This window comes from Sphingomonas sp. Leaf20 (assembly GCF_001421535.1).
Classification (GTDB): Bacteria; Pseudomonadota; Alphaproteobacteria; order Sphingomonadales; family Sphingomonadaceae; genus Sphingomonas.
In genome coordinates, this window is sequence record NZ_LMKN01000001.1 from 1,518,272 (window position 1) to 1,537,249 (window position 18,978).

At 68.5% G+C, this 18,978-nt stretch carries 13 protein-coding genes and 1 tRNA gene; 7 read left to right on the forward strand and 7 right to left on the reverse strand.

Annotated features, from left to right (window positions below; genetic code table 11):
- Window positions 1-98: 98 nt before the first annotated feature.
- The 3 genes from ASE72_RS06945 to ASE72_RS06955 form a co-directional block, all read right to left on the reverse strand.
- Window positions 99-1,832, reverse strand: coding sequence for a heparinase II/III family protein (locus ASE72_RS06945; protein WP_235532260.1), 1,734 nt, complete (start codon window positions 1,830-1,832; stop codon window positions 99-101).
- The gene (rpe, locus tag ASE72_RS06950; protein WP_056018230.1) at window positions 1,829-2,488 is read right to left on the reverse strand and encodes a ribulose-phosphate 3-epimerase; all 660 of its coding nucleotides are present in this window, start codon (window positions 2,486-2,488) and stop codon (window positions 1,829-1,831) included. The genes ASE72_RS06945 and rpe overlap by 4 nt, the downstream gene beginning before the upstream one ends.
- A 70-nt stretch (window positions 2,489-2,558) precedes the next feature.
- Window positions 2,559-3,860, reverse strand: a complete 1,302-nt coding sequence (locus tag ASE72_RS06955) for an RsmB/NOP family class I SAM-dependent RNA methyltransferase (protein WP_056018233.1) — start codon at window positions 3,858-3,860, stop codon at window positions 2,559-2,561.
- Between the two features lie 105 nt (window positions 3,861-3,965).
- Between ASE72_RS06955 and ASE72_RS19565 the strand changes: the two genes are divergently transcribed.
- Both ASE72_RS19565 and ASE72_RS06960 read left to right on the forward strand, forming a co-directional pair.
- Window positions 3,966-4,124, forward strand: coding sequence for a DUF1674 domain-containing protein (locus ASE72_RS19565; RefSeq protein ID WP_082445075.1), 159 nt, complete (start codon window positions 3,966-3,968; stop codon window positions 4,122-4,124).
- A 329-nt stretch (window positions 4,125-4,453) separates the two neighbouring features.
- Window positions 4,454-6,310 carry an AsmA family protein gene (locus tag ASE72_RS06960; protein WP_082445827.1) on the forward strand — a complete coding sequence of 619 codons (1,857 nt, stop codon included), beginning with the start codon at window positions 4,454-4,456 and terminating at the stop codon, window positions 6,308-6,310.
- 48 nt (window positions 6,311-6,358) lie between these two features.
- Here ASE72_RS06960 and ASE72_RS06965 read toward each other — a convergent pair whose 3' ends face one another.
- Window positions 6,359-7,336, reverse strand: coding sequence for an NAD(P)H-dependent glycerol-3-phosphate dehydrogenase (locus ASE72_RS06965; protein WP_056018237.1), 978 nt, complete (start codon window positions 7,334-7,336; stop codon window positions 6,359-6,361).
- Window positions 7,337-7,347: 11 nt separating this feature from the next.
- Complete coding sequence (tsaD, locus tag ASE72_RS06970) at window positions 7,348-8,373, reverse strand: tRNA (adenosine(37)-N6)-threonylcarbamoyltransferase complex transferase subunit TsaD (RefSeq protein ID WP_056018239.1); 1,026 nt, start codon at window positions 8,371-8,373, stop codon at window positions 7,348-7,350.
- Window positions 8,374-8,447: 74 nt separating this feature from the next.
- Here tsaD and hemC point away from each other — a divergent pair, with 74 nt between their 5' ends.
- Both hemC and ASE72_RS20805 read left to right on the forward strand, forming a co-directional pair.
- Window positions 8,448-9,356, forward strand: coding sequence for a hydroxymethylbilane synthase (gene hemC / locus ASE72_RS06975; protein ID WP_056018241.1), 909 nt, complete (start codon window positions 8,448-8,450; stop codon window positions 9,354-9,356).
- Window positions 9,353-11,011, forward strand: coding sequence for a uroporphyrinogen-III synthase (locus ASE72_RS20805; RefSeq protein WP_235532261.1), 1,659 nt, complete (start codon window positions 9,353-9,355; stop codon window positions 11,009-11,011). The genes hemC and ASE72_RS20805 overlap by 4 nt, the downstream gene beginning before the upstream one ends.
- 16 nt (window positions 11,012-11,027) lie before the next feature.
- Here ASE72_RS20805 and ASE72_RS06985 read toward each other — a convergent pair whose 3' ends face one another.
- A complete protein-coding gene (locus tag ASE72_RS06985; protein WP_156350169.1) occupies window positions 11,028-12,593 on the reverse strand; it encodes a globin-coupled sensor protein in 1,566 nt (521 codons plus the stop codon).
- A 516-nt stretch (window positions 12,594-13,109) separates the two neighbouring features.
- Window positions 13,110-13,184: transfer RNA gene (locus ASE72_RS06990), tRNA-Gly, on the reverse strand.
- Between the two features lie 163 nt (window positions 13,185-13,347).
- On the opposite strand from ASE72_RS06990, the gene ASE72_RS06995 reads away from it, so the two are divergent.
- The 3 genes from ASE72_RS06995 to ASE72_RS07005 are packed head-to-tail and all read left to right on the forward strand — an operon-like array spanning window position 13,348 to window position 18,948.
- Window positions 13,348-14,151 (forward strand): ImuA family protein, encoded by an 804-nt coding sequence (locus ASE72_RS06995; RefSeq protein ID WP_056018245.1) that lies wholly within the window; start codon window positions 13,348-13,350, stop codon window positions 14,149-14,151.
- A complete protein-coding gene (locus ASE72_RS07000; RefSeq protein WP_235532289.1) occupies window positions 14,120-15,610 on the forward strand; it encodes a Y-family DNA polymerase in 1,491 nt (496 codons plus the stop codon). Before ASE72_RS06995 ends, ASE72_RS07000 begins: the two co-directional genes overlap by 32 nt.
- Entirely contained in the window at window positions 15,607-18,948 is a 3,342-nt protein-coding gene (locus ASE72_RS07005) for an error-prone DNA polymerase (RefSeq protein WP_056018247.1), read from the forward strand. The genes ASE72_RS07000 and ASE72_RS07005 overlap by 4 nt, the downstream gene beginning before the upstream one ends.
- Window positions 18,949-18,978: the final 30 nt, after the last annotated feature.

Here is an 18,978-nt window from a genome sequence, read left to right on the forward strand (position 1 = left end):
ACGAAAGTCAGGACCCAGAGCCACGGGCGCGATCGTTTGGTATCCTGGGTCCTGACTTTCGTCAGGATGACGGGGGTGGGGGATGATGGCGGTGACCGTCAGGCCTTTTTCAGCGCCCAGCTCACGCTCGCGCCACCGGCTGCGGCTTCGCCCGTGATCATCAGCTGCTGCGTCGCGACGGGGCGGCCGTCCGCGTCGATCCAGACGCTGTCCTCGACCACCAGCGCGCCGCCGCGACAGCGGAACTGCCAGAGCGCACCGCCCGGCAGGCGAAGGATCGCGCCCAGTCCGTCCGCGGTCGGCGACACCTGCACTCCCGCGCCGAGATGGAAGCGGATCGCGAACAGCGACAGGCCGGTACGCCGCCTGCGCCCCTGCGGCAGAAGCGCGTCCTCGCCGCGCAGCTCGCGCCCGTCTCCGGTGAGCATCAGCTGGCGGCGATGGAGGAACCCCCAGCGGCGGACATAGCCGTCATGGCTCGCCTCGATCCGGCTGGCGGCCTCCGATTCCTGACGGCTCAATTCGACCTCGCCGACACCGCGGCCGAGCGTGCCGTCGGCATGGATCGCGGTGGAATTGCTGTCGGCGATCGTCAGCGTCGAATGCGCCGCGGTCGAGCGCAGCCCCTCGACCATTGCCGCGGGAAGCTGCGCGATGCCGGCCCGCGCGCCGCCGCAATTGACGACGATGCGAGACGGACCGTCCGAGAACTCGAACGCGAGCGTCGAGGCGCAGCCCCCTTCGACGAGGCGCGCGATCGGCGGCGGCGCCGCATCGACGATCAGCACCGCGCTGCTCGCTGCGAGCCGTTGATAGCCCCAGTCGCGCGCTTGGCGGAGTGGCCGCGTACGGACGCCGCTCGCCTCGATCACGGCGGCGACCTGTGTCTCGCTCGAGGGTCCGCCGCCCTGCCAGCTCGACAACCCGTGATCGGCATGCGCGACGCCGAGCAACGCCGCGACCATCCGCGCGAGCGTGACGCCGACCGTCTCGGGGAGCGCGAGGCCACGCGCCACGTAGCTTTCCTGGAGCAGCGTCAGCAGCTGGATCGTGTCGAGCAGCATCGACGGGCTGCGCGACACCGACCCGCCATCGTCGAACAATCCGGTGCCCAGCGCGCGGAGCAGACCCGCCTCGCCGAACGCGCGACGAGGGTCTCCGCCGGGGATCAGCAGTCCGGCGGCGACGACCCCGCACCAGGCGGCGATGCGGGGGGCGCCCGCCGGCGCCTTGTCGGCCGTGCGATCGAGGTGGAGCGCGCCGCGCGCGAGCGCGTTCAACACCTTCGAGCGATAGATCAGGTCGGACGAGGACAGGATCAGCGGTGCGTGCGCGGTCCAGAACAGGATGCGACGGCCCCACATGTCGGGCCGCCATGCGATGCCCCCGGTCTTGTCGGCATAGGCGGTCAGCCAGAGCCCCATCAGATATTCGGCGATCGGTGCGCCGCGCGACCGCGTCGCCACCGTCGAGAGATCGCGCAGCCACGCGAAACTGTGCAGATAGTCGGCAAAGGCCTTGGGCAGCGGCTTGGCGAGGTCGAGCGTCTCGATATCGCGCGCCTCGCCGCGGAACGAGAGCACACCCTCCAGCAGCATCGTCCCGCGCGGGATGTCGCCGAGGATCGGATCGCCGGGGACCGCGATGAGCTTGAGCGGGTAGCGCCCCTTGAGGCGAAGCGCATGCAACGGCGTGCGCCATGTCAGCCGGTGGAAGCGCTCGGCCAGCCGATCGGCGAGCGACAGCCCCTTGTCGCCGCCGAGCCGGATCAGGCGGCGGCCTTCATCGATCCCGTCGAGCGCGGGGTCGGTCGCGGGATCGCGCTGGCTCAATCGCCCCTCAATGCCGCAATGTTCGCGGCATACTGCGCTGGCCCGCCGCGGAAGACCGAGGTGCCCGCGACCAGCGCGTCGGCGCCCGCCTCGATACAGCGCTTCGCCCATTCGGCATCGACACCGCCATCGACCTCGAGATCGATCGCACGACCGCTCTTTTCGATCATGGTGCGGATCGCGGCAATCTTCTTGAGCTGGCTCGGGATGAAGCTCTGTCCGCCAAAGCCGGGGTTGACGCTCATCACCAGCACGAGGTCGACCATGTCGAGCAGATAATCGAGCATCTTGGCGGGCGTGCCGGGGCAGATGACGATACCGGCGCGCTTGCCGAGGCCCTTGATATGCTGGAGCGAGCGGTGGATGTGCGGGCCGGCCTCGTAATGCACGGTGATGCAGTCCGCACCGGCGTCCGCGAACGCGTCGAGATAGGCGTCGACGGGAGAAATCATGAGGTGGACGTCGAACGGCTTGGTGGTCATGCCGCGCACCGACTTCATGACCGCGGGGCCGAACGAGATGTTGGGGACGAAATGCCCGTCCATCACGTCGATATGGATCCAGTCGGCACCGGCCGCGTCGATGGCACGAACCTCCTCACCCAGTTTGGCAAAGTCGGCGGACAGGATCGAGGGAGCGATACGGACGGGTTGCATGGGATTGTCCTAGCGCGGGATTCACGTGGTGCGAAGGGCTTGTATCCTCCCCCTTGCGGGGGAGGATTGGTCAGGCGCGCTTGAGGCGGGCGATGAAGAAGCCGTCGCAGCCGCCTTCATCCGCGAGCATGCCGGGGAGCGTGCGGACGCTACCAGCTAGGGGGCCGGTCTCGGTGGGCGTGATGCCCGCGGGAAGTTCGGCCTGGTCGACCGGCGCGATCGTGTAGTCGCTGCGCGCGGACAGGAACGCATCGAGCTGCGCCTCGCCCTCCGACGGTTCGAGCGAACAGGTCGCGTAGACGAGCGTGCCGCCGGGTTTCACCCAGTCGGCGGCGCGCGTGAAGATGCGTGCCTGGAGCGCCGCGGTCTCGGCGATGATCGAGGGGCGGACGCGGTGGAGCACGTCGGGATGGCGGCGGAAGATGCCCGTCGCGCTGCATGGCGCATCGATCAGGATCGCGTCGGCGGGCTCGGCGGGCGCCCATTCGAGGATGTCGGCGTTGACGACCTCCGACTTCAGGTGCGTGCGATAGAGGTTTTCGCGCAGGCGCTTGATCCGGCTCTGCGAATTGTCGACCGAGGTGACGGTCCAGCCTGCCGCGGCGAGCTGCAGCGTCTTGCCGCCCGGCGCCGCGCACAGATCGAGGACGTGGCCCCCACCCTCTGACGGCGCCTTCCCCAGCAGGCGTGCGGGGAGCGAGGCGGCGATGTCCTGCACCCACCACGCGCCGTCGCCGAACCCGGCCATGTCGGGGACCGAGTCGTGATCGCCCAGGCGAAGATGGCCGGGCATGAAGCTCTCGCCGCCGAGTTTCTCGCGCCAGCCTTCGGTTTCGGCGGGGTCGGCGATCGTGAGGTCGAGCGGCGGCGGTGCGGCGATCGCGCGACCGGCGGCGTCGACCATCTCCTCGCCCCACGCGGCTTCCCAGCGGAGTTCGACCGGCGCGGGCAGCGTCGGGACCTCGGGGAGCAGCATGTTCGCGCGGAACAGCGTGCCGAACACGCCGTGGACGAGCTTGCGCGGGCCGCCGTCGACCAAGGGCAGCACGGTCGAGATCGCGGCGTGCGACGGCGTGCCGAGGATCAACACCTGGACGAGCGCGATGCGCAGCGCCATCCGCGCCTTCGCATCGTCGGGGAGGTTGGTCTTGGTGACCGAATCGATCATCGCATCGAGATCGGGGAGCCGGCGCAGCGTCTCGGCGGCGATCGCGTGCGCGAGGCCGCGATCGGGGCCGTGGATCGCGCGGGTCGCGGCGGGGAGCGCGGATTCGAGCGACTCGCCGCGTCGGAGCACGGCGTCGAGCAGGCGGAGTGCTGCCCGGCGGGTGGGGACGCCAAGCGGCTCGGGGGCGTGGGTATAGTCGGGCATATAAGGTCCTTCGCGTTCGGTTTGCCGCGTGGCTGTAGTGGCAAAGTCGCGCGGCAGGGCCCATGTGGCGGTTACGACGCCAACACGCAAATCCGGAGAGCCGCGATGGGCCAGCGCCCCGATCATGTGAAGCCACCCGAATATCTGGCGAAGACAACGCCGGTGCCAAAACCCGAGCCGATCGTGCCCGACAAGGATCCCGAACCGCGCGATCCCACGCGCTATGGCGACTGGGAGCTCAAGGGCATGGCGATCGACTTCTGATCCGGGCGCGATGGCCTGTCCGTGATGCTGACGCGATCAGGATCCGGTGTGACGAACGACCCATGCGCCGTCCGTCATCCTGACGAAAGTCAGGATCCAGAATCACGAACGACACATGCCCCGTCCGTCATCCTGACGAAAGTCAGGATCCAGGATCACGAACGACGCCGTAGCTGACTCTGGATCCTGACTTTCGTCAGGATGACGGGTGGGGCGAGGATGACGGGTGGGGTGAGAATGGCGGGGTAGAGTGCGAACGACGGGGGTAAATCTGCGGCAGCGGTCCTGACGCAGGTGGAACGTATCTCCTGGCGGCGCGTCGCGGTAGGATGAGGGGATTCTTCGCTAAACGCTGGGTTAAAATCACCGGCATGGTCGTCGCGGGCGTGCTCGTGCTGGGACTTGTCGGGCTTGCGGCGTTTCCCTGGGGGTCGCTCAAGGGGGTGATCCAGCGCCAGCTCACCGCGCGGTTCGGACGCCCCGTGACGATCGGCGGGATCGAGCGCGTCGATACGTTCGGATTCAACCCGACGATCCGCATCACCGACGTGCGTATCCCGCAGGCGGCATGGGCCGGAACGGGCGATTTCGTACGGTTGCGCGAGGCCGAGGCGACGTTTTCCGGGCTCGCGCTGCTAAAAGGCGCGTTCGGGCCGCGTGATGTGAAGGCGCGCGGGCTGCGGCTCGTGCTGGTCCGCGACCGGAATGGCCGGACCAATTGGGAACGACCGGGCAAGCCGAAGGGCGGCTCCAGCTCGACGGAACTCGACGGGCTGACGATCAGCGACAGCGTGATCGCGTATCGCGACGACAAGCAGGATCGTTTCGTGACCGCGCGCTTCGCCTCCGATCCCGTGCACGGGATCCGCGCGACCGGCACCGGCACGATCCGCGGTGCGGCGGTGCGGATTGCGGTCGCGGGGCCTTCGGTCGAGACGTTCCAGGGCAAGCCCTGGCCGTTCACCGCGACGATCGACGGCGATGCGCTCTCGATCACGGCGAAGGGCCGGATGGACCGCCCGCTCGATACCGACGCGATGAGCCTCGACGTGACCGCGCGCGCGACCGATCTCAAGCTGATCGACGCGGTGATCGAGGCGGGGCTGTTCCGGACGCAGCCGGTCTCGTTCAGCGCGCATGTCCGCCACGACCAGCCGAAATGGACGGTGACACAGCTCAAGGGCGTCGTCGGGCGGTCCGATTTCACGGGGCATGTCAGCGTCGACAAACAGGCGGGGCGGAGCAAGGTCGATGGCGCAATCGTGTCGCGGCAGTTCGACTTTGGTGATCTCTCGTCGAACGAGGGCAAGGCCAAGGGCGCCGCGCTCGAGCGCGCAATCGGCCCGCGACTGGTCCCGAACACGCGGATCGACATCGGCAAGATCGACACCACCGATGCGCGGATGGCGTTCAGGATCAAGCGGATCGTGAGCGCCAAGGGGGCGTCGCCGATCCTGTCCGCCAAGGGCGTGCTGGCGATCGATCACCAGTTGCTGACGCTCAGCGATCTCGATGCGCGACTCCCGCATGGGCGTGTCGAGGGCAAGCTGACGGTCGACCAGCGCGGCGATCGCAAGGTGCCGATGGTCGATATCAACCTGCGGCTGCGCGGCAGCAGCGTGCAGGATCTCGCGGGCGGCGGCGGCGATTTCAGCGGCAATGTCAGTGCGCGCGCGCGGTTGAAAGGCCCCGGTGCGACGATCCGCGCGGCGGTCGGCAATGCGAACGGCACGATCGGGTTCGTCGCGCGCGACGGGCAATTGCCGCAGGGGATCGCAGCGGCGCTCGGCTTCGATGCGGCACGCGCGCTTCTGGCGAAGGATGGCGAGCGCGCGGGGCTGCGCTGCGTCGTGCTCAAGCTCGACGTGACGCGCGGGCATGGACGGATCGATCCGATGATCATCGACACGACCGCCAGCCAGTTGCGGGGGACGGGTAGCGTGGTGTTCCCGGGGGAGACGCTGAACATCCGGCTGAGCGGAACGCCGAAACAGGATGCGCTGCTCCGGTTGCCGGGATCGGCCTATATGACGGGGACGATCGAGCGACCCAGCGTGTCGATCCCGCCCGAGGTGAAGTCGGTGGGGAATATCTTCAAGGCGATCGGCCGCGCGATCACGGGGAAACAGGGGCCGACCGCGAGCGATGCGGATTGTTCGGGTCTCGCCGCGCGGGTCCTGCGCTAAACCTTTGATCCTCCCCCGCCAGGGGGAGGATGAGGCAATCGCTTCTTATCAACCTGCCTCGCCTTTCAGCGGCCGCGCGAGCAGGTCGCCGATCACGTCGGTGACGGGTGCGCCTTCGAGCAGGCGGCACACGGCCTCGGTGATCGGCATGTCGACCCCGGCATCGCGTGCCGCCTCGCGCAGGACGGGAGCGGTGAACGCACCCTCGGCCACCGTGCGGCGATCGCCGAGCAGCGTTGCGGCGGACTCGCCCCGCCCGAGACCGACACCCAGCGAGAAGTTGCGCGAGCTCGTCGACGAGCAGGTGAGCACGAGATCGCCGAGTCCCGACAGCCCGGCAAGAGTCTCCACGCGTGCGCCGCGCGCGAGCCCGAACCGGGTCATCTCGGCAAAGCCGCGCGCGATCAGCGCCGCGCGGGCATTCTGGCCGAGCCCGGCGCCTTCGACCACGCCGCAGCCGATCGCGAGCACGTTCTTGACCGCCCCGCCAATCTCCGCGCCGACGACGTCGGTCGACGCATAGGTTCGGAAATGCCGCGCCGCGAGCCGCGTCGCAAGCGCCTCGCCAAGCGCCTCGTCCTCGCAGGCGAGCGTCACCGCGGTCGGCAACCCCGCCGCCACCTCATGCGCGAAGGTCGGCCCCGACAGCACCGCGATCGGCGCGGCGGGATGCACCGCGCGCGCGACCTCGCCGACGAGCCGCTTGCTGCCCGCCTCGATCCCCTTGGCGCACAGCACCAGCGGGATGCGGCCGATCGGCGCGGCGGCGAGCACGCTGCCGACATGCTGCGCGGGCGCGACGACGAGGATCGCGTCCATGTCCGCCAGCGCGGCGAGATCGCCGGTCGCGCGGATCGTCGGCGACAGCGCGACGCCGGCGAGGAACAGCGCGTTTGCCTGAGTCGCGTTGATCGAGTCGACGACCGCCGCCTCCCGCGCCCAGAGGACGACGTCGCGGCCGTCATGCGCCGCGACCTGCGCCAGCGCGGTGCCCCAGGCGCCGCCGCCAATGACGCCGATCCTCATGTCCTGCGCCCTCATGCCTTCACCCCTGCCCCGCGCACCGCCTCGGCGGTCGGATCGAGCGGCCAGCGCGGGCGTGCGGCGACGTCGAGCGGGTCGGTCAGCCCGGCGGCGAACCGCTCCGCACCCGCCCAGCCGATCATCGCGGCATTGTCCGTGCACAGCCACAGCGGCGGCGCGACGAAGCGCAGCCCGTTGTCGGTGGCGAGACGCTGCAACGCACCGCGCACCGCCGTGTTGGCGGCGACCCCGCCCGCGACGACGAGTGCGGTCGCGCCATAGGAGATCCGGAGCGCCCTGGTGGTGCGGTCGATCAGGCAATCGACCACGGCCGCCTGGAACGACGCGGCGATATCCTCGGGCGGATATTGCCCGACGACACGCGCGACCGCGCTCTTCAGCCCGGCAAACGAGAAATGCGGTTCGGCCGAGCCTTTGAGAGGGCGCGGCAGGGGCACCGCCCTTGCATCACCCAGCGCGGCGGCGCGCTCGACCGCCGGGCCACCGGGGAAGCCGAGTCCAAGCAGCTTGGCGGTCTTGTCGAACGCCTCGCCCGCCGCATCGTCGATCGTCGTCGCCAGCCGGCGATACGCGCCGACGCCCTCGACCAGCAGCAGCTGGCAATGCCCGCCCGACACCAGCAGCAACAGATAGGGAAATTCGAGATCCGGGTCGGACAGCCGCGGCGACAGCGCATGCCCCTCCAGATGGTTGACCGCGATCAGCGGCTTGCCCGCGGCGTGCGCGAGCGCCTTGCCCGTTACCAGCCCGACCATGACGCCGCCGATCAGCCCGGGGCCCGCGGTCGCGGCAACCGCGTCGACATCCGCCAGCGTCAGCTTCGCATCGGCCAGCGCCGCGACGATCAGCGGCTCGAGCGCCTCGACATGCGCGCGCGCGGCGATTTCGGGGACGACGCCGCCGAACGGCGCATGCGCGGCCTCCTGCCCGAGCAGCCGGTGCGCGAGGACCTGCCGATCGCCGGTGACGAGCGCGGCGGCGGTTTCGTCGCAGGAGGATTCGATACCGAGAATGATCATCGCCTGTCTCTATCGCGCCGCACGAAGCTTGTCCCGCGCTTGTCGAATGCGTCACCATTCTGCATGGCACGACCATGACTCGTTTTCGGCTCGGTACGCGCGGTTCGCCCCTCGCCCTCACCCAGGCAGCGATGGTGCGCGACGCGTTGTGCCTGGCGCATGGCTGGTCAGCGGACGCCGTCGAGACGGTCGTGATCCGCACCACCGGTGACCGCGTCCAGGATCGCGCGCTGGCGGAGATCGGCGGCAAGGCGTTGTGGACCAAGGAACTCGACCGCGCGCTCCACGACGGCGAGATCGATTGCGCCGTGCATTCGATGAAGGACGTCGAAACGATCCGGCCCGAAACGATCCGGATCGCGGCGATGCTGCCGCGCGCCGACGTGCGCGACCGGCTGATCGGCGCGGAAAGCATCGCCGACCTGCGCCAGAATGCGGTGGTCGGGACCAGCTCGCCACGACGACGCGCGCAGATGCTGCGGTTGCGCCCGGACCTCGAAATCGTCCTCATCCGTGGCAATGTCGACACGCGGCGCGGTCGGGTGGCGAGCGGCGAGATGGACGCGACGCTGCTCGCCGCAGCCGGGCTCGATCGCCTCGGCCAGCATGATTGCGGGCATGCGATCCCGACCGACGTGATGCTGCCCGCCCCCGCGCAGGGCGCCGTCGGTATCGAGGTGCTTGGCGAGGGCGCGGCGGGCGCGATCGTTGCGGCGATCGATCATGCGGAAACCAGTCTGTGCGTGCTGACCGAGCGGGCGTTGCTCGCGCGACTGGGTGCGGACTGTCATTCGCCCGTCGCAGCGCTCGCATCGCTGGCGGGCGAGACATTGACGCTGCGCGCGGAATTGATCGCCGAGGACGGACGCTGCGACGTGACGGGATCGATCGAGGGCGGGATCGACGAAGATCTGGGAACGGCGCTCGCGCTCGACCTGCTGACCCGCGCGCCCGCCAGCGTCAGGCTCCTGTTCGCGGCATGACCCGGTTCGTGGTCCTGCGACCCGAACCCGGCAATGCCGCTACGTGTGCAAGGCTGCGCGACCAGGGGCTCGAGGCGGTTGCCCTGCCGCTGTTCGCGGTGGTGCCGGTGGCCTGGACTTTGCCCGACCTTGCGCGGTTCGACGCGGTGCTGCTGACCAGCGCGAACGCGGTGCGTCACGGCGCGCTGCCCGATACGCTGAAGAGGCTCCCCGTCGTTGCCGTCGGCGATGCGACGGCGGCCGCTGCGCGCTCGGCGGGTTTCGATGTCGCGATCACCGGGACCGGCGATGCGCGGTCGGCGGTCGATCAGGCCCGTACGAAAAATCTTGCCCGGCTGCTTCACCTTGCAGGGCGCGAGCGGGCGCCGACCGCAGGGAACGTCGAGGCCATCACCGTCTATTCGAGTGATCCCGTCCGCGTCGATGACGCGGAGATTCGCGCGGCTGCGGCGCAGCATGTCCTGATCCATTCCGCACGCGCGGCGCGGGCCTTTGCCGAACGGGTCGACGGCGCAGGGGTCGATCGCGCAACGATCGCGCTCATCGTCATCAGCGCCGCCGTCGGAACGGCCGCAGGCGGTGGCTGGAAGGAGGTGATCGTCGCTGACCAGCCGACCGACGACGCGCTCGTTGCGATTGCCGGAAACCGCGCGATTGACCCTGGCGCGCGTCGCGGGGATAAGCGCGTCATGAGCGACCAAGTGCCGATCGACCGTTCCAGGGCACGCGGCCCACGCCTGGGTGTAATAATCGCGTTGATCGGACTGGCGTTTATCGCCGGCCTGGTCGCGATGGGCTATGCCTTCAAGACCGTTCCATGGCTCGGCGCGCAAACCGCCGCGCTGACCGGATCCGGTGTGAAATCGTCCGCTGCGACGACCGGCAATGCCGATTATACGCCCGCGCAGCCGCTCAATGCCAATGGCGAGACATCGGCGCCGGCGGTGATCGATACCGCGGTGCTCGCGACGCGCGAAGCCACGCTGGCGGGCCAGCTCAGCGTGCTCGAAACGCGTACCGCCGCCGTGTCGGCGGATGCGAATTCGGCAGCGGCGCAGGCGACGCGTGCCGAGGGGCTGATGGTCGCGTTTGCCGCGCGTCGGGCGATCGATCGCGGTGTCGGACTGGGCTATATCGAGGAGCAGCTTCGGCTGCGCTTCGGCAAGGCGCAGCCCCGCGCCACGGCGGCGGTGATCCAGGCGGCCCACCAGCCGGTGACGATCGAGGATCTTCGCCAGGGTCTCGACACCATCGCGCCCGACATCACCAGCACCAACGGCGTCGCCGAGGGTGGCTGGCTCAAGACGGTCCGGCGTGAATTCAACAATCTTATCGTGCTGCGCGAGGAGAGCATGGCCTCGCCGATGCCCGCCGACCGACTGGCACGTGCACGCAGGCTGCTCGAGGCGGGTCAGGTCGAGGCCGCCCGTGCCGAGGTCGCGCGCCTGCCGGGTGCCGGCCAGGCGGGTAACTGGATGGCGGCCGCACGACGCTACATCATCGCGCGCCAGGCGCTCGACATCCTGGAGAATACCGCGCTCATGGGTCAGGCCGGGCAACCCCAGCCCAGCCCGATCATCGTCACGACACCGATCGTGCCGCCGACCGCGGAGCAGGTCGAGGATCAACCCGCGCCGTTGACGGCGACACCCTGAACCGCTGACGTCGCCGTCAGAACGAGTTCCAGTCGTCATCGCGGCGGACCATCGAAGAGATCGCCGCGACCGGCAGCGGCTTGACGGGCGAGGCATAGGCTTCGGGGGTTACGAAATCGCGCCTAGCCGGTTCGTTCGAACGCTGTGCAGCCGAGGCGTGGCCGTTGCGATGCCCCTGCCCGATCTGGAAGCGGTTCGCCCGGTCGGCGAGCGCCCCGACCTCGGTCGCCAAACTGCGCGCCGCGGCCGAGGTTTCCTCGACCATTGCCGCATTCTGCTGCGTTGACTGGTCCATCGTCCCGATCGTGGCCGAGATCTGTGTGATCGCCTCCGACTGCGCCTGGTTGTCCGATGCCATCGTCGCGACAAGTTCGTGGACCTGCGTCACATCGCCCAAGATCTCGGCGAGTGCGCCGTCGACCTTGGTCACGGCATCGACCGCGGTCACGATGTCCGTCTGCGTGACGGTCAACTGATCCCTCGCACGCTTGGCTTCCTCCTCGGCGCGCATTGCCAATGCGGACACCAGATCGGCGACGACCGCAAAGCCGCGTCCCGCATCGCCTGCGCGTCCGGCCTCGACCGCCGCGTTCATCGCCAGCACGCGCGTCTGGAACGCGATCTTGTCGAGCCCCTCGATCACGTTGTCGATGCCCTTGGCACTTTCGGAGACGCGCCCCATCGCCTGGACCGCCTCGTCTGCCACGGTGCGACCGCCGCCAACCGTGGTGATCGCCTGATCCGCGCGTTCGACCGTCCTGCTCGCCGCGCTGGCGGACGCGCGCAACCGGCCATCCATCTGCGTCACCGACGCCGCGGTCTCCTCGAGCGAGGCGGCGTTGCTTTCGGTACGACGCGCGAGATCCTCCGACGCCTGTGCGATCTCGTGCGATCCGGTGCGGATCGTCGTCGTGCTCTGCGACACCGCACCGATCAGGTCCCGCAGCTGGTTGAGGGCGTCGTTATAGCTGACTTCGAGCGGCGCGAAGCTTTCGGGCAGACCGTTCAGCGTGTTCGTCAGATCGCCTGCGGCAAGCGCATTGAGCGCGCTGCCCGTCGCGGTGATCGCGGCGTTGCGTTCGACCTGTGCCTCTTCGAAATATACCGACAGCGACAATTCCATGTCGAGCAGCGCAGCCTTGACGATCGCGACGGTCGCATCGGTCGCGCTTGGTCCACGAAACCCGCGCATCAGGCGGCGCCAAGGGCTGTACTCCTTGCCGATACCCTCGAGAAGGACTTCGAGAACGACCGCATAGGCACCGACATACCAGCGCGGTTCGAGCCCGATGCGCGCATGCACCGAGCCGATGCGCCGCACGCTGCCGTAGAATTTCTCGTCGAACCGGCCGCTTGCGATATTGAGCCAGTGCGACGCCTGCGCCGACTTGGCCGCGTCCATATGCGCGGTATCACGGAAGAAATGCGCGGTTTCGGGTTGCTGTCGGACCCGCGCGTAGAAGCGGTCGAGTGCGCCGCCGATGATTTTCTGAATGAGCGGCCGGACCGCCGCCACTGTTGCCTGCTGTTTTGGCCCCATCTCCATGAAAGTGAGGCGCGACGAAACTTGATCCGATGACACTGACTGCTCCTTATCGCCACGCCCCCAAGACGGTTTTGCGATAGTGAATTATAGGGAGTGCCCCCGATCGACGGTCACGATCGTCGATGAATCTCGGCACCGGCCAGCCCGCTGCGCCGGCATCGCAGGTGGTCCTCCAACGGCATCCCTGACCGATTCCCGGGCCGCGCCAAGGATCTTGCGGATGCTCGCATAGGGGCCGGCTTTCAGGGCAAAGCGAAGCCGTCCGGCATGGGTTGGCGCATGTCGCAAGCGTAGCGGAAGTCTGCGCACGATAGACAGTGATGTTGGCTTCGATCGCCGTGACGTTCGTCGCAGCATGGTCGAGGTCGCGCGTGCGCGGCCATGTCTCTGGATGGAATGTTCACGCCTGAGATCACAGGCCGAGCTCATGCCAATCTTTCGTCCGTGGCACGATAAGGCCGCGTGATGCTATAAGGCGATGGTGATCGTGGTGACATCCCGGGCGGGATCGATGGCTTATCCATCGAAACCGCCACCCTGATGGGTGGCGGCTGGAGCGGGCGAAGGGATTCGAACCCTCGACCCCAACCTTGGCAAGGTTGTGCTCTACCCCTGAGCTACGCCCGCTCTGGCGCCTGTGCCGCCGGTCGAAATCGACACGGTGGCGGGGTGAGGCGCGCTATTAGCCCGGGGTTTCAGGTACGGCAAGCGCCTTCTTCGGAAAATTTCAAAGACGGTCGATTCAGATTCCGCTTGGAGTCTGACCACATAGAACATTACAAGAACATCTGTGAACGACTCGCCCGCCCTTATCGCGCATCTCAAGCGTATCGCCGCTACCGGATCGCCGCTGCAGGGTGATGCCAGACCGGTCGATGCGTGGCTGAGGCACGGCATGGCAAGCGCGCAGCTGCACGAGATCTTCGCGACACAGGACGATGCTGCAAGCGCCGCCGGGTTTGCCGTCGCCAGCAGCCTGGCGGGCCATGCCGCGCCGGTCCTGTGGCTGCGGACCGAGGGCAGCGAACGTCAGGGCGGGCGTCTCCATGCCAATGGCCTGAACGAGATGGGGCTGGACGTAGGATCGCTGGTGCTCGCGGTGGTCGATGACGAGGCAAGCCTCTTGCGCGCGGCGGCGGATGCGGCGCGGTGCAAGGGGCTTGGTACCTTGCTGATCGAATCCTGGGGGCGTGCGGCGGGTATCGACCTCACCGCTACACGACGCCTGATGCTCGCCGCCGAGGCGTCGGGGGTAACGATCCTGAACCTGCGGATCGGTGCCGCCCCCGTGCCGAGCGCCGCCGCCACGCGGTGGCAGGTGGCATCGTGCCGTTCCCGGACACTCGAGGCCGACGCACCGGGACGGCCGACCTTCGATATCGAATTGTTGCGCCGACGCGGAGGCCAGGCCGGTCTGCGCTGGCGCGTGGAGTGGGACCGTGACGCTTATATCTTCGACCAGATCGCCGCCGATGGCCAAAGCCCAGGGACCGAAATCGACGATTCCCCGCCGGTATCTGGCGCTGGTATTTCCGTGGCTGTCGATCGAGCGGCTGCGGACGATGCGCCCTCACCTCTTCGTCGGACGGGGTGACATACCCTTTGCGTTCGTCGAGTCGGTCGCGGGCGGGGTCAGACTGAAGAGCGTCGATCGCGAGGCGGCGCGCGCCGGGCTTCACCCCGGACTTGCGCTTGCCGATGCACGCGCACGCATCCCCGAACTCGAGGTCTATGATCATGACCCGCATGCCGATCACGAATGGCTCGAGCGGCTGGCGGATGGCTGCCAGCGTTACACGCCCTCGGTTGCCCTCGACGAACCCGACGGGCTGATCCTCGACATCGCCGGCTGCGTGCATGAATTCGAGGGCGAGCGCCGGCTTGCCGCCGATCTCGAGGACCGGCTGGCGCGCCGCGGTCTGCTGGTGCGCCATGCGTTCGGCGATACGCCCGATACCGCGCGCGCGCTCGCCCGTTATGCCGGTGCGCCCGCCCCCGATGAGCGGCGCGCGGTCAAACGCCTGCCGGTTGCAGCGCTGGGTCTCGACGAGGATGCGACGGCCGCCTTGTCGCGCGCGGGATTGAAGACCGTCGGCGATGTCATGGCGCGCCCGCTCGGGGTGATCGCCGCGCGGTTCGGCGAGGCGGCGGTCATGATGATCCGCCGTCTCGACGGCAGCGTGAAGGGGCCGATCGTTCCGCGCCGGACGGTCCCCGCGATTGGCACGGAGCGGCGCTTCGCCGAACCGATCGCACGCACCGACTATGCCCTGGAGGTACTGGCCGAACTGGCCGGCGAAGCCGCCGTGCAGCTGACCGAGCGGCACGAAGGCGGCCGGCGCTGGGAGGCACGGCTGTTTCGCGCCGACGGGCTCGTCCAGCGGTTGCGGGTCGAGACCGGCCAGCCGACGCGCGACGTCGCGCTGTTGATGCGGCTGTTCCGCGAACGGATCGACAGCCTCGCCGACCCGCTCGATCCGGGGTTCGGCTATGACCTGATCCGGCTCGACGTCGCGCTTGCCGAGCGGCTCGATGCGTCGCAGCTAAAGCTTGAGGGCGGACAGAAGGGCGCCGCGCAGGACGATGGCGTCGCCGCGCTCGTCGATCAGCTCGGCACGCGGCTCGGCCGCGCGAAGGTGCGCCGGTTCGCGGCGCGCGACAGCCATATCCCCGAACAGGCCGAGCTGATGCTGCCCGCCGCCGAGACCGCCGCGGTCAGCGCACGCCCCGCGGTCTGGACCACGCCCGAATCGGGTGAGCCGCCGCTTCGCCCGATCTATCTGTTCGACCCGCCCCAGCCGATCGAATCGATGATGGCGGAGGTTCCCGATGGCCCGCCGCACCGCTTTCGCTGGCGCCGCACCGTGCATGACGTCGCGCATAGCGAGGGGCCGGAGCGGATCGCGGGCGAATGGTGGCGGCGCGATGATATCCCGACGCGCGATTATTACAGGATCGAGGACCGCCGCGGCCGGCGCTTCTGGATCTTCCGCCACGGCCTGTATTCCGAGGTGGAGACGCCGCGCTGGTATCTCCACGGCGTGTTCGCGTGACCGCTTTCGCCGAGCTCGTCGCGGCGACCAATTTCTCGTTCCTCGACGGGGCAAGCGACGCGGGGACGATGGTCGGCCGCGCGGTCGAGCTGGGGCTCGGCGGGATCGGCATCGCCGACCGCAACACGGTCGCGGGCGTGGTCCGCGCGCACCAGGCACTGAAGAAGGCGGAGGCTGCGCTGCTCGGCATGACGCTGCCGCCGGTCGATTTCCGGCTGCTGGTCGGCGCGCGGCTGGTGTTCGAGGACGGCACGCCCGACATTATCGCCTATCCCGCGACGCGGCGCGGCTGGGGACGGCTGACGCGGCTACTGACGGTCGGCAACCGGCGCGCGGAAAAGGGCGGCTGTATCCTCGGGCTCGGCGACCTGATCGCGCATCATGCCGAGATGATGCTGGTGGTGATGCCCGAGAGCAGCGCGCGCGGCGCGACGCCCGTGTCGCCGCCGCCCGAGGGCGATGCGCTGCCCGAACGCCGCGAGCGCGACCTGCCGAGCGTCCTGCGCGCGGTGAAGCGACTCGGCACGGACTGCGTCTGGCTCGGCGTGACGATGCCGCGCGGTGGGCGCGACCGGCGGCGGCTGGCGCGGCTGGCCGGGATCGCCGATGCGGCGGGGGTACCGATCCTCGCCACGACCGACGCGCTCTATGCCTATCCCGACGACCGCGACCTGCACGACATCGTCACCTGCATCCGCGAGGGGACGAGCATCCACAAGGCCGGGCGGCTGCTCGCCGCCAATGGCGAACGCCATCTGAAGCCCGAGAGTGAGATCGCCCGGCTGTTCCGCGATCGCCCCGACGCGGTCGCCGAGAGCGCACGGCTGCTGTCACGGATCGCCTTCACGCTCGACGACCTCAAATACGAATATCCGCACGAGCCGATTCCGGCCGGGTGGGACGCGCATGACTGGCTCGAACATCTGGTCTGGCAGATCGCGCTGGAGCGCTACGACTACCGCGTCCCCGAAAAGATGCTCGCGCTGCTTCACGAGGAGTTCACGCTGATCCGCCAGCGCAACTATGCCTATTACTTCCTCACCGTGTCCGACATCGTCCGGTTCGCGCGCGCGCAGGATCCGCCGATATTGTGCCAGGGGCGCGGCTCGGCGGCCAATTCGGTGGTGTGCTATCTGCTCGGCGTCACCTCGGTCGATCCGATGAAATACGACCTGCTGTTCTCGCGCTTCATCTCGAGCGAGCGCGACGAGCCCCCCGATATCGACGTGGATTTCGAGCATGAGCGGCGCGAGGAGGTGATGCAGTATATCTATCGCCGCTATGGTCGCGACCGTGCCGCGATCGCCGCGACCGTCATCCATTATCGCCCCAAGAGCACGGTACGCGAGGTCGGCAAGGCGCTGGGCCTGACCGAGGACGTGACGCAGCGGCTGACGAGCACCGTGTGGGGCAGTTTTTCGAGCCGGTTCGACGAACGTCGCTTTACCGAGACCGGTTTCGATCCCGACAATCCCGAGATTGCGCGGCTGCGCATGATGGTCGACCGGCTGCTCGAATTCCCGCGGCATCTGTCGCAGCATGTCGGCGGGTTCGTGCTGACGCAGGGGCGGCTAGACGAGATGGTGCCGATCCACAATGGCGCGATGGCGGACCGCACCTTTATCGAATGGGACAAGGACGATATCGACGCGCTCGGCCTGATGAAGGTCGACATCCTCGCGCTCGGCATGCTGACGTGCATCCGCAAGAGCTTCGACCTGATGCGCGAGCACGGGCTCGGCGACCATCTGCTCGACACGATCGCGGTGGCGGAGGACGACCGCGTCTATGACATGCTGTGCAAGGGCGACAGCATCGGCGTGTTCCAGGTCGAGAGCCGCGCGCAGATCAACATGCTGCCGCGGCTGCGCCCGCGCCAGCTCTACGACCTGGTCGTGCAGGTCGCGATCGTCCGGCCCGGGCCGATCGAGGGCGACATGGTCCACCCCTATCTGCGGCGTCGCAGCGGCAAGGAAAAGGTCGAGTTTCCCGCGCCCGATCCACGCTTCGGCCCTCCCGACGAGCTGCAACAGCTGCTGCGCTTCACCTACGGCGTGCCGCTGTTCCAGGAACAGGCGATGAAGCTCGCGATCGTCGCGGCGGGGTTCACGCCGAACGAGGCGAACCAGTTGCGCAAGTCGATGGCGACGTTCCGCAAGGTCGGCGGCATGGACAATTTCCACACCAAGCTGATCGGCGGGATGGTCCGCCGCGGCTATCAGGCGGAGTTCGCCGAACGCTGTTTCAAGCAGATCGAGGGGTTCGGATCCTACGGCTTTCCCGAAAGCCATGCGCTGTCGTTCGCGCGGCTGGTCTATGTGTCGTCGTGGATCAAGTGCTTCCACCCCGCGGTGTTCACCTGCGCGCTGCTGAATGCGCAGCCAATGGGATTCTATGCTCCCGCGCAGCTGGTCCGCGATGCGGTCGAGCACGGCGTGCGGGTGCTGCCCGTCGACGTGAATGCGAGCGGGTGGGACAACAGCCTCGAATCGGCGATGGTGTTGCGGCTCGGCTTCCGGCAGGTCGACGGGTTCCGTGCCGAATGGGCGGTCGAGATCGCGCGGGTCCGGACCACGCCGTTCGCCGGGATCGAGGATCTCGCCCGGCGTGCCAGCCTGCCGCAGCGCGCGATGAACCTGCTCGCGGATGCCGATGCGTTCCGCTCGCTCGCCAAGGACCGGCGCGAGGCCTTGTGGGACGTGCGCCGTACGCCGCCCAAGCAGCTCGCGCTGTTCGCTGCCGCCGATGCGCCCGAACTCGGCGTGGAGCCCGACGCGCATCTGCCGGCGATGCCGTTGTCCGAACAGGTCGCGGCGGATTACCAGACGACTCGGCTGTCGTTGAAGGCGCACCCGATGGCGTTCCTGCGCTACCGCTTCGCCGCCGAGGGGATCTTGTCGAGCGCACAGGCCAACGCCACGAAGGACGGCCGCCGCGCAAAGGTCGCCGGCATCGTCCTCGTCCGCCAGCGGCCGGGGAAGGGCAATGCGATCTTCGTCACGATCGAGGACGAGACCGGGGTCACCAACGGCCTGATGTGGGCGCGCGATTTCGAGGCAAACCGACGCGCGGTGATGGCCTCGCGGCTGATGGTGCTCGAAGGCGTGATCCAGCGCAGCGAGGAAGGCGTCACGCATCTGATGACCGCGCGCGTGCAGGATCGCAGCGACATGCTGCGGTTGTTGTCCGAGGATCATGCGGTGGAGCCGCCGCTCGCCCGTGTCGACGAGGTGATCCGCCCGGTCGCGACGCGGAGTCCGGACGCGCGCGCGCACCACCCGCGCGCGACACACCCTCGCGACGTCCGTATCCTGCCCAAGTCTCGCGACTTTCATTGAAGCCGTCATCCCAGCGCAGGCTGGGATCCA